This window comes from Flindersiella endophytica, from assembly GCF_054779015.1.
Genome location: NZ_BAAGYY010000009.1, coordinates 824,731 through 850,039 on the forward strand (window position 1 = coordinate 824,731; position 25,309 = coordinate 850,039).

General features: G+C 70.2%; 19 protein-coding genes. 5 read left to right on the forward strand and 14 right to left on the reverse strand.

All coding sequences use genetic code 11. The annotated features are described in order from the left end of the window. Window positions 1-125 precede the first annotated feature (125 nt). The gene (gene galE / locus ACYVF6_RS09040) at window positions 126-1,121 is read right to left on the reverse strand and encodes an NAD-dependent epimerase/dehydratase family protein (RefSeq protein ID WP_460518472.1); all 996 of its coding nucleotides are present in this window, start codon (window positions 1,119-1,121) and stop codon (window positions 126-128) included. Window positions 1,122-1,260: 139 nt separating this feature from the next. On the opposite strand from galE, the gene ACYVF6_RS09045 reads away from it, so the two are divergent. From ACYVF6_RS09045 to ACYVF6_RS09065, 5 genes are all read left to right on the forward strand, one after another. Next, on the forward strand, window positions 1,261-1,866 hold the full coding sequence (locus ACYVF6_RS09045; RefSeq protein ID WP_460518475.1) for a TetR/AcrR family transcriptional regulator: 606 nt from the start codon (window positions 1,261-1,263) through the stop codon (window positions 1,864-1,866). Further along, window positions 1,863-2,351 carry a nuclear transport factor 2 family protein gene (locus tag ACYVF6_RS09050; RefSeq protein ID WP_460518478.1) on the forward strand — a complete coding sequence of 163 codons (489 nt, stop codon included), beginning with the start codon at window positions 1,863-1,865 and terminating at the stop codon, window positions 2,349-2,351. The genes ACYVF6_RS09045 and ACYVF6_RS09050 overlap by 4 nt, the downstream gene beginning before the upstream one ends. A gap of 57 nt (window positions 2,352-2,408) precedes the next feature. Further along, window positions 2,409-3,344, forward strand: a complete 936-nt coding sequence (locus ACYVF6_RS09055; protein WP_460518481.1) for an SMP-30/gluconolactonase/LRE family protein — start codon at window positions 2,409-2,411, stop codon at window positions 3,342-3,344. A gap of 55 nt (window positions 3,345-3,399) precedes the next feature. Beyond that, window positions 3,400-4,389, forward strand: coding sequence for an SMP-30/gluconolactonase/LRE family protein (locus ACYVF6_RS09060; RefSeq protein ID WP_460518484.1), 990 nt, complete (start codon window positions 3,400-3,402; stop codon window positions 4,387-4,389). Window positions 4,390-4,464: 75 nt separating this feature from the next. Then, on the forward strand, window positions 4,465-7,266 hold the full coding sequence (locus ACYVF6_RS09065) for a hypothetical protein (RefSeq protein ID WP_460518487.1): 2,802 nt from the start codon (window positions 4,465-4,467) through the stop codon (window positions 7,264-7,266). Here ACYVF6_RS09065 and ACYVF6_RS09070 read toward each other — a convergent pair. The 13 genes from ACYVF6_RS09070 to ACYVF6_RS09130 all read right to left on the reverse strand — a co-directional run bounded on the left by ACYVF6_RS09070 (window position 7,259) and on the right by ACYVF6_RS09130 (window position 25,224). Then, the gene (locus tag ACYVF6_RS09070) at window positions 7,259-7,942 is read right to left on the reverse strand and encodes a potassium channel family protein (RefSeq protein ID WP_460518490.1); all 684 of its coding nucleotides are present in this window, start codon (window positions 7,940-7,942) and stop codon (window positions 7,259-7,261) included. The genes ACYVF6_RS09065 and ACYVF6_RS09070 overlap by 8 nt on opposite strands. Further along, the gene (locus ACYVF6_RS09075; protein ID WP_460518493.1) at window positions 7,935-9,263 is read right to left on the reverse strand and encodes a TrkH family potassium uptake protein; all 1,329 of its coding nucleotides are present in this window, start codon (window positions 9,261-9,263) and stop codon (window positions 7,935-7,937) included. The genes ACYVF6_RS09070 and ACYVF6_RS09075 overlap by 8 nt, the downstream gene beginning before the upstream one ends. A gap of 35 nt (window positions 9,264-9,298) precedes the next feature. Beyond that, window positions 9,299-11,068 carry an IucA/IucC family protein gene (locus ACYVF6_RS09080; RefSeq protein ID WP_460518496.1) on the reverse strand — a complete coding sequence of 590 codons (1,770 nt, stop codon included), beginning with the start codon at window positions 11,066-11,068 and terminating at the stop codon, window positions 9,299-9,301. Beyond that, window positions 11,046-12,371 (reverse strand): lysine N(6)-hydroxylase/L-ornithine N(5)-oxygenase family protein, encoded by a 1,326-nt coding sequence (locus ACYVF6_RS09085; RefSeq protein WP_460518499.1) that lies wholly within the window; start codon window positions 12,369-12,371, stop codon window positions 11,046-11,048. Before ACYVF6_RS09085 ends, ACYVF6_RS09080 begins: the two co-directional genes overlap by 23 nt. Further along, a complete protein-coding gene (locus tag ACYVF6_RS09090) occupies window positions 12,364-12,873 on the reverse strand; it encodes a GNAT family N-acetyltransferase (protein WP_460518502.1) in 510 nt (169 codons plus the stop codon). The genes ACYVF6_RS09085 and ACYVF6_RS09090 overlap by 8 nt, the downstream gene beginning before the upstream one ends. Beyond that, on the reverse strand, window positions 12,870-14,627 hold the full coding sequence (locus tag ACYVF6_RS09095; RefSeq protein WP_460518505.1) for an IucA/IucC family protein: 1,758 nt from the start codon (window positions 14,625-14,627) through the stop codon (window positions 12,870-12,872). Before ACYVF6_RS09095 ends, ACYVF6_RS09090 begins: the two co-directional genes overlap by 4 nt. Further along, window positions 14,624-15,973 carry a pyridoxal phosphate-dependent decarboxylase family protein gene (locus ACYVF6_RS09100; RefSeq protein ID WP_460518508.1) on the reverse strand — a complete coding sequence of 450 codons (1,350 nt, stop codon included), beginning with the start codon at window positions 15,971-15,973 and terminating at the stop codon, window positions 14,624-14,626. The genes ACYVF6_RS09095 and ACYVF6_RS09100 overlap by 4 nt, the downstream gene beginning before the upstream one ends. A gap of 223 nt (window positions 15,974-16,196) precedes the next feature. Further along, entirely contained in the window at window positions 16,197-17,579 is a 1,383-nt protein-coding gene (locus ACYVF6_RS09105; protein WP_460518511.1) for a diaminobutyrate--2-oxoglutarate transaminase family protein, read from the reverse strand. 136 nt (window positions 17,580-17,715) lie between these two features. Then, window positions 17,716-18,822: a glycosyltransferase family 4 protein gene (locus ACYVF6_RS09110; protein ID WP_460518514.1), complete on the reverse strand. Its 1,107-nt coding sequence runs from the start codon at window positions 18,820-18,822 to the stop codon at window positions 17,716-17,718. 243 nt (window positions 18,823-19,065) lie between these two features. Beyond that, window positions 19,066-20,460 (reverse strand): glycosyltransferase family 28 protein, encoded by a 1,395-nt coding sequence (locus tag ACYVF6_RS09115; protein ID WP_460518517.1) that lies wholly within the window; start codon window positions 20,458-20,460, stop codon window positions 19,066-19,068. Next, complete coding sequence (locus ACYVF6_RS09120; protein ID WP_460518520.1) at window positions 20,457-21,629, reverse strand: glycosyltransferase family protein; 1,173 nt, start codon at window positions 21,627-21,629, stop codon at window positions 20,457-20,459. The genes ACYVF6_RS09115 and ACYVF6_RS09120 overlap by 4 nt, the downstream gene beginning before the upstream one ends. Further along, the gene (locus ACYVF6_RS09125; protein WP_460518523.1) at window positions 21,623-23,365 is read right to left on the reverse strand and encodes a glycosyltransferase; all 1,743 of its coding nucleotides are present in this window, start codon (window positions 23,363-23,365) and stop codon (window positions 21,623-21,625) included. The genes ACYVF6_RS09120 and ACYVF6_RS09125 overlap by 7 nt, the downstream gene beginning before the upstream one ends. Next, window positions 23,362-25,224, reverse strand: coding sequence for a glycosyltransferase family 2 protein (locus ACYVF6_RS09130; protein WP_460518526.1), 1,863 nt, complete (start codon window positions 25,222-25,224; stop codon window positions 23,362-23,364). Before ACYVF6_RS09130 ends, ACYVF6_RS09125 begins: the two co-directional genes overlap by 4 nt. Window positions 25,225-25,309 lie beyond the last annotated feature (85 nt).

Sequence of the window (25,309 nt, forward strand, 5' to 3'; positions counted from 1 at the left end):
ACCCTGGGGTTGTGCGCAAGCCTGTGCACAACCCGTGGATGACCGCAGGCACGATTGCGCTGACCTGCTGACTCAGGTTCCACACGCTGTGGACAACCGCTGTCGACAGGGTGTGTACCGGTGGGTCAGCCGGCCCGGAGGATGTCGTCGCGGGCTTCGAACCAGCGCAGGGTGTCGCGGATGCCGTCTTCCAGTGAGTGCTCCGGCCGCCACGACAGGACGCTCTCGGCCTTTCCCGTCCGCGTGTAGGCACCCACCGCATCGCCCGGGCGTGGTGGCGCCTCCCGCGCCGGCAACGGCGCGCCGGTCACCGACTCGAACGCGGCCAGCAGCTCGCGGACGGTCGTGCCGGTGCCCGTGCCGAGGTTGAGGACGTCGTACGACCGCGCCCCCAGCACGTCGTCGAACCGCCGCAGGACTTCGATGTGGGCCTGCGCGAGGTCCCACACGTGGATGTAGTCGCGGATGCCGGACCCGTCGCGGGTCGGCCAGTCGACGCCGGTGATGGTGAACTCCTGGCCGGCTCGCAAGGCCTCGATCAGCTTGCCCAGCGCGTGGCTCGGCTGCCGCACCTGCAGTCCGGTACGCAGCTTCGGGTCGGCGCCGATCGGGTTGAAGTAGCGCAACGAGATCACCCGCGGCCCGCCGGCGGAGGTGAAGTCGCGCAGGGCGGACTCGTACATCGCCTTCGTGCGGGCGTACGGACTCAGCGGCGCGATCGGCGACTCCTCGTCGACGGAGAAGTCCTTGCCCGGGGAGTAGATCGACGCCGACGAACTGAAGATCAACCGCTCGCATCCGTTGCGTACCAGGTGCTCGTAGAACTCGACTCCCTTCGCGACGTTCTCGCGGTAGTAACGAACGGGATCGGCCACGGAGTCGGGTACGACGATCAGCGCGGCGCAGTGGATGACCGCGGCGATGTCGGGGTGCTCGCCGAAGATGGTGTCGATCAGCCGCCGGTCGGAGATGTCACCCGGATAGAACGTCCGCCCGACCGTGAACTCCGCTCGCCCGGTGACGAGGTTGTCGAGCAGGACGGGCGTGATGCCCGCATCGATGCATGCCGATGCGATCGTGCTTCCGATAAATCCGGCGCCGCCCGCGATCAGTACCTTCAACCGTCTTACCCCTTTGGCCCGCCGTGTCCAGATGCGAACGGCCAGGGTACAACCGCCGTTACCTGACGATCGTTAGGTAGCGCGCTACACTACCTGACCGATGTCAGGTAACCAGCAAAACCCTCCCCGACGTCGCCGGATGCGATCCGGCGACCGCCGCGCGGCGATCCTCGACGCGGCCGCGAAGGTGTTCGCGCGGAGCGGCTACGACCAGGCGTCGATGCGCGAGGTCGCCAGGGAAGCGGGCATCACGACGCCGGTGCTGTACGACCACTTCGCGTCGAAGGCCCAGCTCTACGCCACGCTCGTCGACGCCTACGCCGACGACCTGATCGCGAGCTGGTCGGCAGGCGTGCACAGCGACGATCCGGCCGAGCTGTTCGCCCGGAGCATCGACACGATCTTCGCCTGGATCGAACGCAACGAGGCCGGCTGGCGGCTGCTCTTCCTCGACTCGCCGGGCGACCCGGACGTCGCCGCCGCGCTGCGCCGCAAGCAGGAGCTCGCCACCGCGCAGTTGGCCGGCCTGTTCCAGCGCGTGCCGCACCTCACGCTGTCGGCCGACCTCGACCGCGACCGGGCCGGGCAGCTGTTCGCCGAGGCCGCCAAGTGGGCCGTCAACGCGATCGCCGCCTGGTGGTGGAGCCACCGCGACCTGACCCGCGACCAGATCGTCGCGCTCACCACCGACTTGCTGTGGCGCGGCATTCAGGGCATCACAACAGAGCAAGGAGGGGCACGATGACCAACGCTGCCGTCCGTACGTTCCAGACCGCCTGCCAGACCGCCGATGTCGAGCTGCTGCTGACCGTTCTCGCCTCCGACGTCGTGTTCCGTTCGCCGCTGACCACGCGGACGGTCTTCGCCGGGCACCAGCAGGTGGCCGACCTGATGAGCGCGGCGCTGACCACCCTGCAGGGCATCGACTACCACACCGAGCTCGGTGACGAGCGAACGCGAGCCCTCGTCTCGACGGCCCGCGTCGACGGCGAGGAGATCGAGGAGGTCGCGCTGCTCCGGTTCGACGACGCCGGCAAGATCGCGGAGATCACGTTGTGGGTCCGCCCGCTTCCCGGCGCCACCGCGCTGATGAACGGCATCGGCCCGCGCCTGCTGCGCCGGCTCGGCCGCACCCGCCTCGCACGCGTTCTTCCCGTTATGAGCAAACCGCTCGGATTCCTGGTGAGGTTCGCCGATCGGCAGGCTGTGGGAATGCTCCAGCGCAAGTAGAGCCGTTCGAACCACGCGGCGCCGCCTTACGTGATAAGCATGAAAGCAGCCGACCGAATGAGGACGGTGGCCATGTTCCGGCGTTTGCTCGTAGTCGCCATCTCGGCGTTGCTCGGCTTGGCCGCGACCAGCACACCGGCGCTCGCCGCGCACGACAGCTTCCCGGCCAGGATCGAGCTCCCGAACGGGTTCCAGCCCGAGGGCATCGCGATCGGCCCGGGCCCGTTCGGCTACGTCGGCTCGCTCGCCGACGGCGACATCTACCGCGCCGACCTGCGTACGGGCGAAGGCCGCGTGATCAGCCAAGGGCCCGGCACCCAGTCGGTCGGCATGAAGACAGACGCGCGCGGCCGCCTGTTCGTCGCGGGCGGAGCGGCCGGCAACGCACGCGTGGTCGACACGCGTACGGGTGAGGTGCTCGCGAGCTACCAGCTCGCCGCCACCACGACGACGTTCGTCAACGACGTCGTGCTGACCAGCGACGCCGCCTGGTTCACCGACTCCTTCGGCCCGTTCCTCTACAAACTTCCACTGCGGCACGGAAAGCTGCCGAGTCAGGCCGACGTCTCGACGCTGACGCTCGGCGGCGACTACGTCCAGGTCGAGGGATTCAACGCCAACGGCCTCACGGCGACGCCGGACAGGCGTGCGCTGCTCGTCGTCCAGTCCGCGACCGGGAAGCTGTTCCGCGTCGATCCACGCAGCGGGGCGAGCACGGAGGTCGATCTCGGCGGCCAGGCCCTGCCCGGCGACGGCATGCTCCTGCGCGGCAGGACGCTCTATGTCGTGCTCGGCTCCGGCCAGGTGAGCGTGCTCAGGCTCGACGCCGCGGGAACCACGGCGAGGCTGGTGAGAACCCTCACCGACGACGGCTTCGACGTGCCGACGACGGTCGCGGCGTTCGGCAACCGGCTCTACCTCCCGAACGCCCGCTTCAACACGACGCCCGAGCCCACCACTCCCTACTGGGTCACCGCCGTCAGCCTCTGCTGAGCGCGTCTTTCACACGTCCGCGGGGAGTTCTCGTCCATCAACCCTTGGAGGACTGATGCCTCGCCCCCAGCGTGGCTACGCCACGCCCCACCGCCCCCCTGCCATGTTCCGACGCGGCATCCTGACCGTCGCCGCTGTGGCGTTGCTCGGTCTCGTGACCAGTGGCGCGCCCGCGCTCGCTGCCCACGACCGGCCGGCGTTTCCCACCAGGATCGAGCTGCCCAACGGATTCCAGCCCGAAGGCATTGCAATCGGGCCAGGACCCTTTGCCTACTTCGGTTCCCGGCTCGACGGCGACATCTTCCGAGCCGATCTGCGTACGGGCGAGGGCGGCGTGATCAGCCAGGGACCGGGAACGCCGTCGGTCGGCGTCAAGACCGACGACGCCGGGCGGCTGTTCGTCTCCGGTGGGGCCGCGGGCGACGGCCGGATCGTCGACACCCGGACCGGTGACGTGCTGGCCAGCTACCAGTTCGCCGACCCGGCGGCCGGGCCGACGTTCGTCAACGACGTCGTGCTGACGCAGGGCGCGGCCTGGTTCACCGACTCGCTGCAGCCGTTCCTGTACAAGGTTCCGCTCCGGCACGGCCGCCTGCCTGCCGCCGCGGACGTGGTGAAGCTGCCGCTGACCGGGGAGATGGTGTTCGCGGAAGGCAACAACGCCAACGGGATCGCGCCGACGCCGGACGGCCGGGCGCTGCTCGTCGTGCAGTCGAACAAGGGCCTGCTGTTCCGGGTCGACCCGCGGACCGGTGTGACCGATCAGGTCGAACTCGGCGAAACGTCGCTGGCCAACGGCGACGGGCTGTTGCTGCGCGGCCGCACGTTGTACGCCGTGCAGAACCGGCTCAACCAGGTCGCCGCGCTGCGTCTCGACCGGGCCGGCGGCAGCGGGCAGCTGGTCAAGCTGCTGACCGATCCCGGCTTCGACGTACCGACGACGGTGGCGGCGTTCGACGACCGGCTCTACCTCCCGAACGCCCGTTTCACCACGACTCCCGAGCCGACGACGCCGTACTGGGTGACCGCGATCGAGCCCTGCTGACCGTCCCGCGAGAAGGGAGGCAGGACGTGGCCAGCGGCGTCCGGTATGGGGGTGGAGTACGCAAGAATGGCCCGCATGGTGCAGGTCGCGGAGGGTGCACGCAGGATCAACGTACGTGAGGTCGGCCGTTGGCGCCTGCTTCGCCGGAGCGTCGCGATCGCGGCGGTGTTACTCCTCGTCCAGCTTCCGCTGATCCTGGCCGTGCGGGCCGGCGACCCGGTGGGGCGCCTCGGCCTTTCGGGCACCTGCGAGATCCCGGGCCGGCTGTCGATCCTCGTCGACCTGCTGTTCATCTACACCTACCTCCCCGCTGCCTGGCGCGGCCGCTGGTTCATCATGGAGAAGCAGCCGGCCGAGACCGTGCTGGGTGCCGTCAGCCTGCTCGGAACGACACTGGTCACGCTCGCCGCGCTGCTGGACCTGGTCGAGAACCTCGTTCTGTGGCGGCGATTCGCCTCCGCGGTGCTCCCCAGTGGAGCCTGCGCCTCACTCGAGGTCGCGACGCTCACGCCGCTGGTGCGCACGCTCTGGGTCGCCGGTGTCGTCCTGCTGTTCTTCGCGTTCCTCGCCTGCCTCAACCCCGTACACCGCCGGCTGCCCTGGCTGGCCCGGCTGAGCCGGCCGCTCGACCGTGCCCGCGAACGGATGCGCCGGGCCGTCGTCGTCGAGCCGCAGGGCGAGCGCAGCTCGATCGCGCTTCCGGCAAGCGTGGAAGGCGGCACGGTGATCTGCTGCTCCGGCGGCGGCATCCGTTCGGCCGCGTTCTCGCTCGGCGCTTTGCAGCTGTTCTCGGAGAAAGGCCTTTACCAGAAGGCGTCCGCGGTGATCGGCGTCAGTGGTGGCGGCTATCTCGCCGCGGCGTTCCACGTCGTACGCAAGTCGCTGCGGCTGGAGGATCCACCGCCGTTCGCGCCCGGATCGCCCGAGCTGGCCCGGCTGCGCAGGCGCACGCGTTACCTCCTGCCGTCCGTCGCGGTCAGCGCGCGCGGCATCATGTCGCTGGTCTACGGCGTCGTGGTCAACCTCGTGCTCGCGGCCGTCCTGTTGCGTGGCATCTCGTGGCTGCTGGGCTGGGCGATCCACGAGGCCGGCATCCTCGGGCCGGACGATCGTTCGGCGCAATACCGCGACCTGCCGTTGTGGTACTGGATCGCCGCGCTCGGCCCGCTGGCCCTGGCCGTCGGCATCTTCCTGGTCGAGGCGACCGTCGACCGGTTCCACGTACCCCCTCGGCTGCTGCGGACGGAGGCGCGTGACTTCGCGCAGTGGTTGACGATTCCCGCGCTCATCACACCCGTGCTGTTCCTCGGCGTGCCATGGGTGATCGCCCGCTTCATCGCCTGGCGGGAGCCGGTGGCGGCCGGTGCGCCGGCCGTCGCCGCGACCGGTGTCGAGGTGTTGCTGAACACCGAGCTCGGCGTCGCGGTGGTCGGCGGGCTCGGAGCGGCGTTGCTCGCGCTGGCCCGGTCGGCGTGGAAGGGCTTCACCGAGGCCGGCACGGTCGCGCTGACAGACGGAATGGTCGCGCAGGTCGCCGGCTGGCTGCGGGTCCGGCTGGTGCCGTGGCTCGGCACCGTGCTGATCGCGGTCGTCGGCCTGGTGGTCCTGCTGGGCTGGACGACGAACTACGCGCGGAGCACCTCCACCTGGCGCGACGACTGGGACGTCGCCGCGACGTGTGCCGCGCTGGTGCTGGTGATCCGCGTGTTCACCGACGCGACCCGCATGTCGCTGCATCCCTACTACCGCGAGCGGCTGGCCAACGCCTACCTCGTGCGCCGGACCGACGGCGAGGCGTTGCCGTACGAATACACCCTTCCGATGCCCTACTCCGACTGGGCGCGGACGGGCGGCACCGCCGACGGTGGGCCGGAGCTGGTGGTGGTCGCGGCGGCCAGCGCGTTCGACCGCGACTTCGTGCCGGCCGACCGCAACTGCGTGCCGTTCGTCTTCGATCCGCACCGCACGGGCGTCGTCGGCGACGTCAGCCTGCCGCCGCAGGGCATGGTGCGTACTGACGCGTACGAACGACGGGCCGACTATCGCCGTCGCGACGTCACGGTGCCCGGCGCGATCGCGATCAGCGGCGCGGCGTTCTCGCCGCTGACCGGGCGCGACTACTTCCGTACCCGCCCGATGCGACTGCTGTTCGCGATGGTCAACGCGCGGCTCGGTGTGTGGCTGCCGAATCCCTACTGGGGAACGAGTTCCAGCTCGGCCAGCTTCGCCGATCGCTGCCGGGCTGCGGCCGACGCCGGCAAGCTAGGACCGTTCGGCGGGCTGGTGGCGTTCGGCGCGTCCGGCTGGGCGCACATCGTGAGCCTGGTCGACAAGCCGGGGCCGTACCGCCTGTTCAAGGAGGCGTTCGGGGCGACCTCGCTCTACGACCGGCGGCTCTACGTCACCGACGGCGGGCACTACGACCAGCTGGGCCTGGTCGAGGCGCTGCGCCGGCGGCCGGACCGCATCATCGTGGTCGACGCGAGCAACGACACCGAGGACGTGTTCACCTCGGTGGGCCTGGCGATCGCGACGGCGCGGATGGACCTCGGCGTGGAGATCGAGCTCGACCTGCGGCCGATGCGCCGCGGCGACGACGGTGTGCGGGCCGAGCGGGCGTGGGCGCATGGGACGGCGACCTGCCCGGATGGCAAGACGATCGAGCTGTACGTACTGAAGGCGCTGCTGACGCCTGACTTGCCGTGGGACGTAGAGGCGTATGCCGCGCGGCACCCGGAGTTCCCGCGCCGGACGACGGGTGACCAGCTGTACGGCGAGTTCGACTTCGAGGCCTACCGCGAGCTGGGGCATCATCTGGCCGGCTGCATGGCGACGCGGCTGGCCGAGCAGGACCGGCCGCAGCCGGACTTCAGGTGAGCGCGGCGAACTTCTCGACGAGCTTGGTCGGTCCGGACACGATCAGGACGTCGCCGCCGCGTACGACGGTCTCCGGCCGCGCGTAGGTGAAGTCGGTGCCCGGCCGCTTGATGCCGACCACGGTCACGCCGTACTTCGAGCGCAGCGCGCACTGGGCCAGCGTCTTGTCGGCGGCCTCGCGGGGTGCGCGGGTCTTGACGATCGCGAATCCGTCGTCGAACTCGATGAAGTCGATCATCTTGCCGGTGACCAGGTGGGCGACCCGCTCGCCCATCGCCGACTCCGGGTAGACCACGTGGTGGGCACCGGTGCGCTGCAGGATGCGGCCGTGCTTGTCGCTGTCGGCCTTCGCCCAGATCTCGCCGATGCCGAGCTCGTCGAGCGCGAGGACGGTGAGCACGCTGGCCTCGATGTCGGTGCCGATCCCGACGACGGCGCACGGGAACTCCTGCGTGCCGAGCTGCCGCAGCACGTCCTGGTCGGTCGCGTCGGCCTGTACGACGTGGGTGAGGCGGTCGGCCAGCCCGCGTACGATGTCGGCGTTCTCGTCGATCGCGAGCACCTCGTGGCCGAGCCGCATCAACGACTCGGCGACGGTGGCGCCGAACCTCCCGAGCCCGATCACCACGAAGCTGTCGAGCTCGGCCCGCCTGCTTCCGAGCAATTGTTTACCCAACAATCGGACGCTCCTTCGGTAGGCGGTAGAGCACCGGCCGGTTACGCAACGCCAGCGCCGTCGCCACGGAGATGGTGCCGACCCTGCCGACGTACATCAGGATGACAAGCACGACCTGCGCGGGCGCCGAGAGGGTCGAGGTCACGCCCGCCGACATCCCGGCGCTGCCGAACGCGGAGAGGCATTCGAAGAGGATCACGTCGAGCGAGTGGTCGGTGAGCATCAGCAGCGCCATGGTGGCCATTGCGACCAGGCCCACACCCAGCAGGGCGACGGTCAGTGCCTGCCGGATGGTCTGCGATCCGACCCGGCGGTGGAACACCGTGACGTCGGGCTCGCCCCGGATCTCGGCCCAGATCACGAAGCCCAGCAGGAAGAACGTCGTCAGCTTGATGCCGCCGCCGGTGCCGGCGCTGCCGGCGCCGATGAACATCAGGCCGTCGGTGACCGCGAGCGTCTCGTGGGTCGCGGCGGCGTAGTCGATGGAGTTGAAGCCCGCCGTACGCGGAGTGACCGAGGCGAAGAAGGCCGCCACGAGCTTCCCAGCGACGCTGAGCGGGCCGAACGTGCCGCGGTTGGTCCACTCGAACGCGAGCACGAGCAGCATCCCACCGGCGGTGAGGATGGCGGTGCCGAGCACCGTGAGCTTGGTGTGGATCGTCCAGCCGGTGGGCCGCCGCCACTCGCGCCACAGCTCGATCACGACCGGAAACCCGAGGCCGCCGATCAGCGACGCGACGGCCACCGTGATCGAGATCCACGGGTCGGCGACGAACCCCATCAGGTTGTCGCTGAACAAGGCGTAGCCGGCGTTGCAGAACGCCGAGACCGCGTGGAACACCCCGAACCAGAGGGCCTTCAGCAGGCCGAAGTCGTACGCCAGCGCCAGCCGGCCCGCGATGATGACCGCGGCGACCCCCTCGACACTCGCCGTGGTGATCGCGATGCCCCGCAACACCGTCCGAACGTCGCCGAGGCTGAGCGTGTTCGTCTCCGACTGCGCGGCGATCCGGGTCCGCAGGCCCAGGCGTCTGGAGACCAGCAGGCCGAGCAGCGTGGCGAGCGTCATGATGCCGAGCCCACCGACCTGCATCAGCAGCAGGACGACAACCTTGCCGAACGCCGACCAGTACGTCGCCGTGTCGACGACGGCCAGCGCTCCGCACGACGCACCAGCCGCCGTGAACAACGCCGTCACAACCGGCGCCGCGCCCCCACCCGCCCGGGCCACAGGCAACATGAGAACGACCGTGCCCACCGCGATGAGCAGGAGGAACGCCAGCGGGACCGCCCGCGCTGGATGCTGGATACCCCGTCGCACAACAGAGCATCATTCCATGTCAGGAGCTGTGCCCCTCACGCCAGCGGGTTCGGGATGGTGCCGTGGACGGCGGCGTGGGGGCGTTCGGGGCGGTCGCGGTAGCCGTCGAGGAGGAGGCGGTTGCGGTTGAGGCACAGCCGCTCGATCCGCGGCGTGAGCAGGTCGAACACCGCGAAGCGTTCGCTCAGGCGGTCGGCGAAGCGCCTCTGGTAGGCGTCGATCTCGGCGCGGACCATCGCCCAGAACTCCGTCACCGGGACGTCGAGGTCGGTGCGGGCCAGCTCCGCGAGGTAGCGGAAGTGACCCACGAACAGGCCCGAGTGGATGAACTGGCACAGGAAGTCCGGCTGTTCGCGCAGCAGCACCTCGTCGACCTCCGGCGGAAGCGAGGAGAGCTCCGGCAGCGCCTTCCCGCTGATGTTCACGTCGTCGACGAAGTCCTTGATGACCAGCCGCGTCGGAACGTCGGAGGAGGAGTACGCGACGATCGTGTTCTCGCCGTGGGGTGAGAAGACCAGGCCGTACTGGTAGAGGAAGTGCAGCAGCGGCGGCAGCAGCGCGTGGAACAGCGCCGCCAGCCAGTCCCGGCCCGGCAGGCCCGAACGCGCGACCAGCTCGGCCAGCAGGCTGCGCCCCGCCGGATCGACGTACAGCAACGCGGCCAGCGTACGCGCCCGCTCGCCATCGTCCAGCCGCGGCGCCAGCGGCTCGCGCCAGATCGCGCCGAGCAGCTCGCGGTACTGGTACGGCACGTCCGGGATCGACTCGAGCGCCTTGTGCTGGACGGTCACCGACGCCACTTCGCCGAGCAGCACAGGGCGCGTTTCCGAAGCCAGGAACGGATCCGCGTCGTACAACCCCAGCACCCACGACGTCACGGCCGGAGCCGCCAGCGTGCGCTCGGTCGGCAGGCCCCGCCACACCAGCGTGTTCAGCACCGACAACGGCAGCTTGACGTGGTGTCGCGAAGGCGTCGTCACGTTGGTGAACGTACGCACCGACTGCTGCACCAGATAGTCGTCGGGCCCTTCGCCCAGCGCGACGATCCGCCCGGCCGCGATCTGCGGCGCGAACAACGGCACCACGATCTCGTCCCACTGCCAGGGGTGCACGGGCAGCCAGTGATACCACGCCGGATCAAGACCGCGGTCCCGCAGCACGGCCGTGAAGCGCGAGCGCGTCGCGGCGTCGAGCTCGCCCTCGTACAGCGACGAAACCGGCAGCCCCGGCACCCCGCGGTACGACGCCAGGCTGTGCTCGACCGCGATCCACGGCAGCCGGGTGGGCCGGCGCGCTTCCGGCGGGAACAGGAACGCGTCGCTGGCCGAGAAGCCCATCCGCCCCTTGCTCGGCACGATCCACGGGTGCCCGGTCTGGTAGCCCTCCAGCTCCGCGTACGGCAGTTCCGCCAGCTCGGCGGCGGGCAGCGCCGACGCGGCCAGCCGGACGTCGGCGCTCAGCGTCGCGGTCAGCTCCCGCACCAGGTGCCCGGCCGTGTCGCCGGTCAGGCCCAAAGCCTGCTTGGCGTCCAGCACGAACTGCAGGACGTCGCAGGCCGGTTCCTCCAAGCCCGCTTCGCAACGCACGATCGACTCCGGGTCCACGAACCAGGACTCGTACGAGCCACGCCGGCCGGCGAACGTGTACGCCAGCCCGTCGCCCAGCTCGACCCGGTAACGGCCGCCCTCGGCGACCGGGGTCAGCAGCTCCTCGTACGAGAACTCCGCCAGCGCCTTCGCCAGCAGCCGGCGGCCGGCCTCCTTCCAGTTCGAAGCCGTGAGCTCAGCGGGGACGGGCAGCGACATGGAGGTCCTCCTCGGGTGGTACGCCGAATGTGGTGAACGCGGTCCGCGCCGGCAGCCGGTAGACCGTCCGATCGCAGACGGAGTTGAGGATCACGGCCGCGCGGTACGCCCCGAGCCCGAGGTCCGGCGCGCCGACGCCGTGCGTGTGGGTCTCGGCGTTCTGCACGTAGAGTCCGCCTCCAGGCAGCGCGGCGGACACCCGATAGTCCGCGCCGACCTGGAACCGGCCCCGATCGTCCCAGCGCACAAGGGGTTTCAGCGGATCGAGGACGGCCGGGTGCCGCTGCCGGTAGCCGGTGGCGAGCACCACCGCGTCCGTACGCAGGCCGAACGACCGCTCCTGCTCGACGTGCCGGCACCCCAGCTCAACGCCCTCGAGATCGGCATCAGCGCCAACCGCGGCCGACACCACCTCCACGTTCGGCATCAGCTGGACGTCCGGCCAGCCGCCGCCGACCGTGCTGTCGTAGAGCAGGTCGTGGATCTCCGAGATCGTCTCGTCGCTGATCGCCTTGTACAGCTGCCATTGCCGCGGAAACAGCGCGTCGCGCGTCGCGGCCGGCAGCCCGTGGAAGTAACGCGTGTACTCCGGCGTGAAGTGCTCCAGCCCGAGCTTGGAGTACTCCATCGGCGCGAACGCCGGCGACCGGGTGAGCCAGCGCAACCGCTGCCCGGCTGATCCGGCTGCCACCGCCGAACGCAGCAGGTCGAGGAACACCTCGGCGCCCGTCTGTCCGGACCCGATCACCGTGACGTCGCCCAGCGATCGCAGCGAGTCCCGGCGGAACAGATAGTCCGCCGCCGGCAGCACGCGCTCGCCCAGCACAGGAGCGAAGCAGGAGGGCACCACCGGCTCGGTCCCCAGTCCGAGCACGACGTTGCGCGCTCGCACGGTCTCGTTCGAGGAGCGCACCACGAACAGGCCGGAGTCCCACTCGACCGACTCCACCGCCGATCCGAACACGCACGCCGGCAGCTGCCGGCTCACCCACCCGCAGTAGTGGTCGTACTCCCGCCGCGGTGCGTGGAACCGTTCGCTGAAATAGAACGGGAACAGCCGGTCGTGCTCGCGCAGGTACGAAAGGAACGACCAGCGGCTGGTCGGATCCACCAGCGTCACCAGGTCGGCGAGGAACGGCACCTGCAGCTTGGCCTCGTCGAACAGCAGCCCCGGGTGCCAGCTCCACTCGGGCTTCGCGTCGTAGAAGCGCGCCCGCAGCCCGTCCACTCCGGAGGCCAGCGCGGCGAGCGAGAGGTTGAACGGCCCGATGCCGACACCTACCAGGTCGTACGGCTCAGTCACGAGCGCGCTCCTTCACCATCAACGCGGCCTGCTTGATCGGCAGCTCCAGCTCGGCGACCCGCACGAAGCCCGCCCGCTCGAAGCAACGCACCGACCGCTCGTTGCGTACGTCCGGCTCGGCCACGATCCGCCGCATCCGCTGCTCCTCGGCGAACATCCGCCGGGCGACCTCCTGCAGCAACTGCGCCCCGAGCCCCTTGCCGCGAAACCGCGACGGTCCGAGCAGCAGGTGAATCCCGCCGTCGTACGACTCGGCGGCATAGTGCGTAGCCAGCGCGTCCTGATCGGCGCGATACAGCTCCCAGTAGCTCATCGGCTCGCCGTCCAGCCGTCCGAGATACGAGACCGAGTGACCGTCTGCCGACACGTGCGCGACGTGCGCCCGGGTGAGAGCCTCCGGCCCGGCCAGCAGCCAGAACTCCGCGACCTCGGGATCGTTCATCCACTCGGTCAGCAGGGGATAGTCGGCGTCGGTGAGCCGCCGCAGCTCGAACGTGTTCACCCGGCGGCCTCCACCAGCGGGTTGGCGATGGTGACGTAGACCGACTGCGTCGACACCGGGCCGACCAGCTCGTCCATCTCGTGCAGCCGGGTGAGGAGATTCGCCTTGCAGCGCAGGGTTTTCGACGTGAGCAACGTCGTGAGCGTCGCCGGGCGTTCGCCGAGCTCCTGGTGCACGGCCGAGAGTTGCGCGTGCGCGACGCGCAGCAGGTCGCTCTCGTCGGCGAGGCCCTGCGACCCGAACGCGCCGATCAGGCCCAGCAGGTTGTTGACGCCGAGGTAGTAGCCGAGCCGCTCGTCGGCCACCTCGTCCGGCACCGTTGTGTCGGACTCGACGCCGAGCTTCGGCAGCATCTCCTGCAGAGCTCCGACCCTGGACGAGGCGAAGTAGTAGCCCTGGTTGTCGCGGTACCGCCCGCCCACCGGCCAGCCGGAGGAGTCCAGCAGCACAAGCGTGTTCTGCTGGTGCGCCTCGAGTGCGATCCCGTGCGTCGCGTACAGCCACAGCACCGGCCGGATCACCACGTCCAGGTAGCGTCGCAGCCACTCGGCCGAGGTCGCGGCGAGCGAGTCGCCGGTACGAGCGGCCAGCTCACGCACCACGTTGCCGAGCGCGGACGGCCCGATCCCCGGTTGCTCGGCGACCAGCCCGGCGATGCACGACACGCGGTCGGTCAGCCGGAACGGGTTGGCCCGCACGATCACGTCGAGTCCGGAGGAGTGGGGTGGGCCCGTGCGGCCGTAGGCCGCGGGGGCCGGGTAAGTACAGTCGGGCGGATCGCCTGGCAGGTCGACCGCGAGCCAGGCGGGATCGCGCACGATGTCGAACGTCGGATGCTCCGCGTGCAGCAGCCGGCCCAGGCCGGCCTCCAGCAGGCGGTGCACCTCGACGCCACGGAGCAGCTCCTTGCGGAGGTTTTCCCTGCGGGAGTTGGTGATCCGCACGCCGAGCGACAGCTTGAGCATCGCCGGCGCGTCCGGCCGGTAGACCGTACGCAGCGACGACGTGGGGTACCACGGCGGGCCGCACGGTCCGAGGTCGCGCAGCAGGTCCTTCTCCAGCAGCCCGGTGATGCCGGGCCGCCGGACCAGATCCCTTGCCTGCCAGGGATGTGCGGGGATCGCGACCGTACCGGCCGGTACGTCCAGGCAGCGGTACGACAGCGCCGCGAGGATGCCGGCCGCGCTGTCCGGCAAGGCGGAGTCCTGCGAGACGATCGACTCGTCGGCCGCGAACCAGTGCAGCGGGAACGACCCGCGCAGCTCCGGCGAGCATTCGGCGGCCTCGGAGTCGGTCAGCGACTCGCGGCTCTTCGGCGTCGGGTGCAGCGGATGACCGAGCAGTAGGGCCTGCTCGGCGTTCAGGAACAAGGAGTTCTGAGCGGGCGGCTCGACGGCCGCCTGGCGTGCGGCGACGTGCGTGGCGACCCGGCGCGCGGAGTCGAGGACGCGTTCCACCAGCGAGGCGCCGCTGTAGGCCGGGACCTGCTGCCGGGCCGCGGCCTCCCTGGCAAGCAGCGCCGAGACCGTCGCCGCGTCGACGACCGGAACGCCGTTGAGCCGGACCTCGCCGAACCGGTGCCAGCCGGACGCCGACCAGTGCGACACGTCGGCCGACAGCCGCGTCCCCGAGGCCGTCAGCTCGAGCTCGAGGACGCCGCCCGCAGGCCGGGTCACCCCGGTCTCGCGAACCCAGCAGCGCAGGAGGTTCTCGGCTGCCGCCTGGTGCGCGACGGCGTGCGCGTCAGTACTCATGGTGACTCCTCTTCGCCCGCTGCGACCACGATGTCCAGCAGGTCGTCGATGTCGGCGTGGGAAGCCCAGGGGTTGAGCAGCGTGAGTTTCAGCCAGGTCCGCCCGTCGAGGTCGGCCCGCCCCAGGACGGCCCGGCCTTGGTTCAGCAGCCGTCGGCGTAGGGCTGCGTTGACGGTGAAGCTATGTGAGAAGAGGACCGTCGTCAGGACGGGCTTGCTGTGCAGCTCCAGCGCGGGCCGGGCGGCGATCTGGCCGGCAGCGTATTCGGCGAGCTCGTGGCAGCGATCGACCAGCTCGCCGAGCCCTTCGCGGCCGAGCGCGCGGAACGTGACGGCGAGCTTCAGCACGTCCGCCCGTCGCGTCGTACGCAGGGATCGGCCCAGCAGGCTCGGGAAGCCGGCCTGCTCGTCGTCGACGGGGTTGAGGTAGGGCACGCTGCGCGCGAGCGGATCGAACGCGGACCGGTCGCGGGCCAGGAAGACGCCCGCCGGAACCGGCTGCCAGCCGAGCTTGTGCAGGTCGAGCGAGACCGAGTCTGCCAGCCGGAGCCCGGTGAGCAGCGGCGCGAGCCGGTCGGAGAACAACGCGCCGCCGCCGTACGCCGCGTCGACGTGCAGCCAGCTGTCGTAGGCCCGGGCGAGCGCGGCGACGTCGGCCAGCGGGTCGATGCTCCCGAGGTCGGTGGTGCCGGCCGTGGCGACGATCGCGTTGCCGGCCGGCCGATCGGCCAGCGACCGGGCGAGTGCGGCCACGTCCAGCCGCCCGTGCGCGTCGACCGCGATCGGGACGACGGCGCTCTCACCGAGTCCGAGCAAGGCGGCGCTGCGAGCGATCGAGAAGTGCGCGAGCTCCGAGCACAGAATCCGCAGCGGATGGTCGCCGGCGCGGTTGTCGCGGGCAAGCAGCAGGCCCATCAGGTTCGACTCGGTGCCGCCGGAGGTGATCGTCCCGTCGGCCAGCGCCGGATCGAACCCGGCCAGCGCGGCGAGGTCGGCGATCACCTGCCGTTCGATCTCGGTGGCGGCGGGCGCCTGGTCCCACGAGTCGAGCGACTGATTGAGAGCGGCGATCAGCACCTCCGCCGCAACCGCGACCGGCAGCGGCGGGCAGTGCAGATGAGCAGCACACATCGGATGCGTGGGATCGGCGGCACCGAGTGCTGCCAGCCGCCCCAGCTCGCGAAGCGCCGCCTCGTCCCCGGCACCCTTGGCCGGCAGCGAGGTCGGCCCAAGCACGTCGCCGACGAGCTGCCGAACGAGCTCGGGCCCACCGACGAGCGGCCCGCTGCGCGCCGCCCGCCCCTGCGCGAGCGCCTCGGCCGCGGTGCCCAGCAACGATGCGATCACGCGCCACTCACCCGCCCCCCGGCACAGCAGGCTCGCAGAGACCTCCGCTGTCGTGCGAATGACCACGTTAACCACGCAATTAGCTGGTTAACCACGCCCCGGGTCGTGGCGAAGCACCTGCTGGCGTGGTTAACGTGGTCATCCGCCCACAGGCAGCTAGCCGTCCGCACCACGAAACGGCAGGCAGCGAAACAGCCGGCACAGCTCGGATCCAGGACACTGGTCATGCGACGCTCGCCCAGGCCTCGGCGAGTCGGCCGAGCACCGAGTCGGCCTCGGCGTCGGTCATCGTGAGCGGGGGCAGCAGGCGTACGACCGAGTCTGACCGGCCGCCGAGCTCGACGATCAGACCTCTGTCCAGGCAGGCCTGCCGGATCCGCTGCGCCAGCTCCGGCGCCGCCGGCCGAGCGCCGACCGCGTCCGCCGGAGCGTCGGGCCGGACCACCTCGACGCCCAGCATCAGGCCGCGGCCACGGACGTCACCGATGCTCGGGAGGTCCGAGGCCAGGCCCCGCAGCGAGCTCAGCAGCCGGGTGCCGAGCTCGTCGGCCCGCTTGGCCAGCCCGTTCTCCGCGATGTACGCCAGCGTCGCCGCACCCGCGGCCATCGCCAGCTGGTTGCCGCGGAACGTGCCGGTGTGCGCGCCGGGCTTCCACCCGTCCAGCGAGTCGGAGTAGACCAGCACCGCCAGCGGTAGCCCGCCACCGATCGCCTTCGAGAGCACGAGGATGTCGGGCGGCGTCACGTCGCTGTGCTCGATCGCCCACATCGCACCGGTACGACCCGCGCCCGTCTGCACCTCGTCGACGATCAGCGGGATTCCGTGCTGCCGGGTGGTCGAGCGCATCGAACGCATCCAGTCGTCCGGCGCCGGGATCACGCCGCCCTCGCCCTGAACGGGCTCGAGGATCATCGCGGCCGGCGGGCGGACGCCGCTCGACGGGTCGGCCAGCAGGTTCGAGACGTACGCGGCCGACAGCTCACCGGTCCGCGCCCCACCCACCCCGAACGGGCAGCGGTAGGCGTACGGAAACGGCAGCCGCCCGACCTCGGTCAGCGGCGGCGCGAGAGGCGCCCGGACCGCGAGGTTGCCGGTCGCGGCCAGCGCGCCGGCGGTCATGCCGTGGTACGCCCCGGTGAACGCCAGCACCCCCGACCGCCCGGTCGCCGTCTGCGCCAGTTTGAACGCCGCCTCCACCGCGTCGGCACCGGTCGGCCCGCAGAAGTGGATGCGCGCCCGGCTGGCGAACGCGGGCGGCAGCAGGTCGTACAGCGTCTCGACGAACGCGTCCTTCACCGGCGTCGCCAGGTCGAGTGTGTGCAGCGGCGCGCCCGAGTCCAGCACCCGCCGGAGCGCCTGGACGACCACCGGGTGGTTGTGACCGAGCGCCAGCGAGCCCGCACCCGACAGGCAGTCGAGGTAGTCCCGCCCATCGGCGCCGGTCAGCGTCATGCCCGCGGCCCGGACCGGAACGATGGGGAACGAGCGGGCATACGTCCGCGCCGAGGACTCGCGCGCGGACTGCCGCGAGAGGACGACGTCGGACAGCACCTCAGGGTCAGCGGGGCCGGCGGGACCAGCAGGGCCAGCGGCTCGATCTGTCACGGATGGCACGTCGTCGCCCACCTTAGGTCACTTTAGGTTAGCCTCACCAAACTAGGCCCAGACCATAGCGCGCTGATCCTAGGCACACATCGCTGGGGGTGGGCCGCTGCTTCCGGGCGGGGGAGGCGGTGTGAGCTCAGCCGGCGTAGTTCTCGAAAATCGAGATATAGCGCCCGGCGAGCAACGTGTGTGAGTATTCCTGTGCGCGCTCAATTCCCGCTGTCGACAAACGCCGGCGCAGCACCTGATCCGACACGATGCGGCCCAGATGAGCGGCCAGTCCTCCGGCGTCTTCGCGCTCGACCAGCAGGCCGTCACGTTCGTGGTCGATGTATTCGACGAACGGACCGAACCGGTTCGCGATAACCGGAGTGCCGCAGGCCCGGGCCTCGAGTGCGGGCAACCCGATCCCTTCCTCGATCGAACACATCACGACCACATCGCTCGCGGTGTAAACGGCCGGCATGGCTTCCGGTGAGAACGACGTGAAAATGACCCGATCGTCGAGCCCGGCGTCCTTGACCATCCGGCGGTAGTCGTCGGCCACGGCATGGCTGTCGCAGCACAGCAGATACGCCTCGCCCGCGTTTTCCTTGTAGAACGAAGAAAAAGCGCAAAGGAGTTGGTCGAAACCTCCTTTGCGCAACGTCGGGCACGTGATCAACGACGCTTCGCCGAGATCCAGCCGCGCTCTGAGTTTCTGCGCGCCGCCGTCGTCGCGTCTGAACATCGACACGTCGACCGCCGGTGGCAGCACCCGGATCCGGTCCGGTGTGACTCCCATCTCGACGTATTTGTCGTGGACGTGCCGGCTGTGCACGATGTAGAGGTCGACGGCCGTCGTCTCGAGCGTCCGCCGGACGTTCTCCTGCGTGACGAACGGCGCTTTGGTCCGCAGCCGCTTCGACTCCTTCCGCAGGTAGCTCGCCGAACGGTACGACGAGTGGCCCACGTGGACGTGTGGCACGCCGAGCAGCTTGGCGACCTCCGAGCCGACCCGCAGGTCGGAGAAGACGTGGGAGTTGACCATCGTGACGTTCCAGTCGGCGAAGAACGGCGCGACGGTTCGGGCGAGATCGCCGATCAAACGGTCCCAGCCCGAACGTTCGAACGGGTCGTCGTCGCCGAACTTCCCGCACCGGATCTGCCGCCGCAACTCAAACGCGCGGGAGTATTCCGGCGAACGCAGCACGGGATAGTCGCGGTTGATCTCGGTGTGCACCTGGCCGCCGGCAACGACCACCGGCCGCACACCGAATTCCGGATAAGCGTCGACGGTGTAGCTGTGTAGACGAGGAATTCCGCCGATATCCGGCGGAAAGAAATGGCTCAGTATTCCGAGATTGAAAGTTGGGTCGTTAATTGTTTCTACGGAATGCCTGCCCATTCCTTTGTGGTCCCCTCTGTAGGCCCTGCCCGGCGTCCGCGGTCCGAAGCGTTGTGTCTGGACGCCTTGACAAGTGTAAAAGCCCGATCCGTCCGCTGTCTAGGAATCAGCCGGCCAGGTGTACGCACCGTGAGCGATCTCGAGACGACGCGTTCGATAGGCGCTGGAGGAGTCCGGGAGGAGATGCTCAACCGGTTGATCACCGCGCAGCACGGCAGGATCAAGTTGATCAATAACCTGCGGGCGAACGCGCAATCTTCGATTCGGTCCGGGCTGCGGCGCTTTCCGCATCGCGCGCCGCGCGAGCGTGATCCCGCGCTGCCCCAATGCGCGCATCGCGAATTCCCGTGCGGTTACGTCGATCGTGCGCAGGGTCCGGCCGAACGTACGCTCGTGCGCGCGAAACTCGCCGGACAGCTGGGAAAGCAGCGCCGCGACCGTCGACGAGCCGTCGGGCGCCGGCAGCTCCTCACACCGCGCGCGAAGGTCGGCGCGCACGCTGCCGTCCAGCAGCCGGCGGACCGCATCGGCAACGGCAGAAGGGTTTTCGCCGGCCTGCAGCGCGAGACCGTCAGCCGCGAGCTGCCTGGCCCGGCCCACCTGGTCGTCGGTCGGCGTGGCGGCGTTCGGCACGAAGACCGTCGGCACCGCGGCCGGCACCAGCTCGTGCACGGAGTTGTAGCCGGAGGCACTGACCGCCGCGTCGAACGCCGAGAGGTACTGCGCCAGCGGATAGACGTCGACCAGCTCGTGGACCCGCTTGACGTCCTCCTCCGGCAGCCCGGCCTGGGCGAGTGGCGCGCGGGTGACCGCGACCTGCCACTCGGGATCGGACAGGAACGTCTGGATCGCTGCCATCGAAGGCGTCTGCGTGTCGTTGATGGTGCCGGCTCCGAGCGTCACCAGCGCGGTCGGCCGGTCCGGGTCGAGGCCCAGCGCGGCGGCCGCCTCGGCGCGCGGCAGCAGCGGCGCGTGCTCCAGCTGCGAGATCGGCGGCACTCGTACGGCGTCGGCGAGCTTCGCGGGCGCGCCGCGGTCGGCCGCCGAGGCCAGGTCGCCCGGCTCCACCACGAGGTCGAAGAACGAACGCAGGTCGAGCAACCTGGCGTTGGCAGTGGGCCGCCACATGCCTCGCCGGCACCAGACGAACGCCACGTCGCGATGCCGGCCGCGCGCCTTCAGCAGCCCGAGATAGGGCGCCACACCGTCGAACGCGAACACCTTCGCGCCGGTCTCGTCGAGCAATGCGCTCACCCGGTCGGCGAGGTATCGATGCCAGATCGGCTGCGGCATCCAGCCGCGGTGATGACTCGGGCAGTACTCCGCCCGCAACCCCTGCCGCGCGACCACGTGCACGGCAGTCGAGAGCGAGAACAGCGTCACACGCGACGGATCCTTGAACGCCAGGGCGACGGCGGACTGCCGGGCCAGGTGGCCCATGCCGGTGCCGTTGCTGGTGGCGAGCAGGAAGCTGGTCGTGCCAGTGGTGTTCACAGCGGTGTGTCGAGCCACTCGCGTACGGCGGCCGCGAACGCTCCACCGACCCGCGCCGGCGAGACGCGTTCAGCCGTGCCCGCGGCACAGGTCCGCGCGTCCGGCGTGCACAGCCGGTCGGCCTCCGACATCGCGCGCAGCAGGCCGTCGGGCTCCTCGCCGTCGTAGACGATGCTGTACGACGGCGACAGTCGAGAGCTCTCACCGGAGCTCTGCCGCACGATCGCCGGAAGCCCGAACGTCAGCGTCAGCGCCAGCGCACCGGAGTTCAGCGAACGGCGGTACGGGAACACCGCGATGTCGGCGGCCCGCAGGTAGACCTGCATCTCGTCGTCAGGGATCTTGCGCAGCGCGGCGAGCGCGGACGGATGGGTGAGCAGGCGCTGCCGGAACTCCCGGGTCTCGTCCTCCTTGTTGGGCGGACCGGCCACCAGCAGGACGTTGCGGCCGGGCTCGGCCTCGCACAGCTCGTCGAACGCGTCGAGCAGCTCGGTCAGTCCCTTGTACGGCTGCACCCGGCCGATCAGCAGGAAGACCCTTGCGTCGGGGGCGATCCCGAGCTCCAGCCGGGCCTGCTCGCGTGACATCCACGCGGGGTAGACGTTGTGGTAGCTCGGGTGCGGGACCTGCAGCAGCTTCTCCTGCGGGATGTCGAACCACGGCGCCACCAGCTCGCGGGTGTTCGGGCTCATCACGTGGACGCGTTCGGCGAGCGCGACGACTTCCTTGCGCAGCTCGGCTTCCAGGTCGGAGAAACGCGCCTCGTGCGGCAGGATGTTGTGAACGGTCCACATCAGCCGGGCGCCGCTGTCGGCGAGCGCGTGCAGCTGCTCGAGATAGCCCTTCATCATGTCGCGGGCTTCGGTCTCGTCCTCGGCCTTGGCCATCACGACGTTGAGCCAATGGATGTGCGCTACGAAGTCGAGCCCGCTACCGGCGACGGCATCGGCCAGCTCCAGCGTCGTCTGCGCGTCGTAGGTCGGCACCGGCGTGAGCCCGGCCGACCTCAGGCCGCTGTAGAGCAAGGCCTGGAACGGGTTTCCGCGAACGACGGGGAAGTAGCAGAACAACCCGCCACGCTCGGTCGTCCAGTCGTGCTGGGCCAGCATGCGCATACCGTCCTGCGCTGCCAGCTTCGGCTCGAAGCCGATTCGGCGGGTGATCAGCATGCGACAGTCTCCGAGGTCTCCGGTGTCTCGAGGGTCTTCAGGGTTTTCGACGTCTCCAGCAACGTGTCGTAGGCCGCGCCGAACGCCGCCGCGACCGCGGCCCAGGTGCGTTCCCTGGCGACCCACTCGGCCGCCGCGTCGACCATCCGGGCCTGTTCGTCCGGACTGTCGAGCAACGCGGCCGCGACCTTCGCCAGCGCCGTCGGATCGCCCGTCGCGAACACCTTGCCGCGCGGTTGCTCGCCCTCTGAGCCCTCGGCGCCCACGATCTCGGCCAGAGCCGGCAGATCCGCGACGACCAGCGGCACCCGCATCGCCATCGCCTCGAACGGCTTCATCGGCGACACCATCCGCGCCGCCCGGTCGTCGACCCGCGGCACCACGAACAGGTCGATCTGCGCGTAGTACTGCGCCACGTCGTCGAACGGAACGTTGCCGGTGAACACCACCCAGCGTGCCACGCCGAGCTTCTTCGCCAGCGCTTCCAGCTCCTTCCTCCGCCCACCGTCACCGACCAGCAGGCCGGTCACCTCGCGGTCCTTGGACCGCAGCTCGGCGACCGCGCGGATCAGCACCTCCTGGCCCTCGCGCGGGTGGGACAGGTTGCTGACGTAGCCGAGCGTCGAGGTGCCCTCCAGGCCCAGCCGCGAGCGCAGCGCGGAATCCCTTTCCTGCGGTGCGAACCGGTCGAGGTCGACGGCGTTCGGGATCACGTGTACGCGGTCGGCCGGCACACCGTGCCGCTCGACGATCTCGTCGCGCATCGGGCCCGACAGCGTGACGACCAGGTCGGCCGCCCGCATCATCCGGCCCTCGGTGGCGAACCTGCGCTCGTAGTATTCGCCGCGCTCGGTGTAGCGCGTGTCGGCGGTCCACGTCGTCTCGAAGAAGCTGCGAACTTCGTACAGCCAGGGGATTCCGGCCCAGCGGGCGACCGCGTTGGCGGCCAGCGCGGACTCGAACCCGCGGTGCCCGGACGCCGCGTGCAGCAAGGCGGGCCGCTCGCGCACGACCGCGCCCGCCAGCGCGCGGGTCGTGAGCTCGACGTACTCGTCCAGCGCGAGCGCCTTCAGCGCATGCCCGGCGGCGGGCATCAGGTGTTTGTAGCGCACGTCCTCGACCAGACTCTCGGTCGGCGGGTCGTCGATCCCGAGCACGCCTGGGAATCCGGGCATCGTCACGCCGACGACATCGCGGCCGGCCTTCGCCAGCGACTCGAGCGTCTCGTGCGAGCGGGTGCAGAAACCGTTGTGCAGGAAGGGCCGTGACTCCTTGGCGAGATAGAGCGCGCAGCCCGGCATGGGCTCCTGCGAGGGCGGCGGAGCCGAGAGGTTCGGCTGCCAGCGCGGGTCGGTCTCACGGGTGCGCCCGACGATCTTTCGGGCGTACGACCAGTGCCCGGGGTTCTTGGTGAGCTCCATCCGCCACACGGCGTGCTTGCCCGACCTGGTGAACTCGCCTTGTTTCAAAGCGATCTGGGACGCGAGCTCGAGTGCCTTCGGGTCGTTGGGGTTCTTGCGCAGCACGCCCTCGATGTGGCTGGTCGCCTCGTCGTACTCGCCGGCGCCGTAGGCGACCCGGGCAGCGGTCATGCCCGGTTTGCTCACGACGGCCGTCTTGCGGCCGAGCAGCTTGTGGATCGCCTTCTTCAGGCGCTGTTGAGTCTCGGGCGACAGATGGTCTCGGGCGAAAGCCTTCGCGCGCTTGACGGTCTTCCTGCGTAGCGATGTGCTCATATCGAGGGGTCCCCGGCCAGAATGGTCGTCGGCAGACCCTCGTAGAGGATCTCACCGCTGTTCAGCATCTCGGCAGCATCGGCTTGCCACGTGTGTCCCGCGTGGCGCCGAGTGTAGACATAGCCGAGCCCGTGTGTGCGATAGGTCAGGCCGCCGGTGGCGTTGACCCGCGTGAGCAGGTCGGCGTCGACGTGTCGCGGCGACAGGCTCCACCCGCCCGCGGCCGAGAGCACGCCGCGGGACAGCAGCATGGTGCCGCCGGCCGGCGTGACGGCGAACGCCTCGGGTGCGGCCCAGGTCCGGTCGATCGTCTTGCCCTCGTCGGCCAGGTGGACGAACCGCGCCGACTTGGCCACCAGGTCCGCGCCGGACGTACGGTGCGCCAGGAACAGGTCGGTCAGATGGTCGGGACCGTAACGGTCGTCGTCGTCGACCTTCGAGATCAGCTCGCCGTCGGCCTTGCGGGACAGCTCTCCGAGGATCCGGCCCAGGGTGTGGTCGGCCGGCATCTCGACGAAGCGCAGCGGCGCAGGCAGCTTGGCGGTCAGCTCCGCCCGCACGTCGTCGGCGAGCGTGTAGCCGTGGGTGCCGACCAGCACCTCGAACGCGGGATAGTTCTGCGCCGCCAGGTCGCCGAGGCAGGTCGCGATGTCGTCGGGCCGCTTGGTGGCGATCACCACCGAGATCGCCGGCAACGGCAGGTCGCCGCCGGCCAACGGCGTATGCCTGATCGCGGGATCCAGCCGGATCGCGGCATGCCGGGAAGCGGCGACGCTGAGGAGGTAGCCGTCGAGGTCGTCGACCTCGGCCGGATGGGAGGTGGTGACCAGCCCGAGCTCGCGCAGCTGGGCCCGGCTGTCGTCGGTGCCGCCGGCGAACACCATCCCGCAGGCGCCGAGCGCGCGCACCACGGCGTAGACGAACGGTTCGGCCGGAAGCTCCTCGTCGACGACGATCACGCCGTACTTGTCGAGCCGTCCCGTGAGCAATGTCTGCTCGACCGAGCGCGCCGGCCGGAACATGAACGCGACCACGCCGTCCTCGGTACGCAAGCCGATCTGGAGGCTCTGGTCACCGGCCCGGCCGACCTCGAGGGTGTACTTCGCGGCTGCGCCGAGCAGCTTGCGCCCGTGCGGGTTGGCGACCGCGGTCACCAGCTGGGACGGCTCTCCTGGCTTTCCGGCTGTGCTTTCCTGGGGACGACCCCAGACCCCGACGGAGTTGGCCGCGTCGGGATCAGGAGCGCCGAACGGGCCCTTGCGGTCGGTCACGCCGAGCACCGACTGTGGCCAGCTCGACGTACCGCGCAGCCAGTCGGCACGGTCGGTGGCGTAGACGGGTCCGCCTGTCTGGTCCCAGCGCCGCGGCCGGAGCAGGCCGGCGGAGAGCTCGGCGAGAGCACGTGCGACGGGGTGCCGGTTGCGCCAGGCGAGCCGCAGGTCGAGGCCGGCGCCGCTGGCCCGCCACGAGACCCGGGTGGAGTCGCGGGCCGTCCTCGGCAACCGCAGGCCTCCGCGCAGCCAGTCCGGGACGGTTTCGACCCGCAGCCGCAGCCGGCGGACGCCGCCGGCCAGCACGCCGGATCCGGCCAGCCGCTCGAGCGCGGCGGGGTCCGGGACGTCGACGGCGAGTGCGGACGCGCGCAGCGTGCGGGTGGCCTTCGGGTCGGTCAGGCAGTAGGTCCGCTTGCGCAGGCCGAACCCGATCGAGACCTCGATGGTGTCCCAGGAAACGAAGCGGACATGGGTGGTCTGAGCTGCGGCGGTGGCTGCCCGCTGCTTCAGCCGGCCGGCCTGCCGGCGCAGCGCGCGGCTCGGCGCCGACGGTCGGGCGGCGGTGGCGTTGTCGGTAGGGTCCACAGGCGTAGTGTCAGACATGGACGCAGTTGGGACGTGACCGCCTTGCCTCACAGTCGCAGAGTGCCCGGTTTGTTCAACGTCGGTG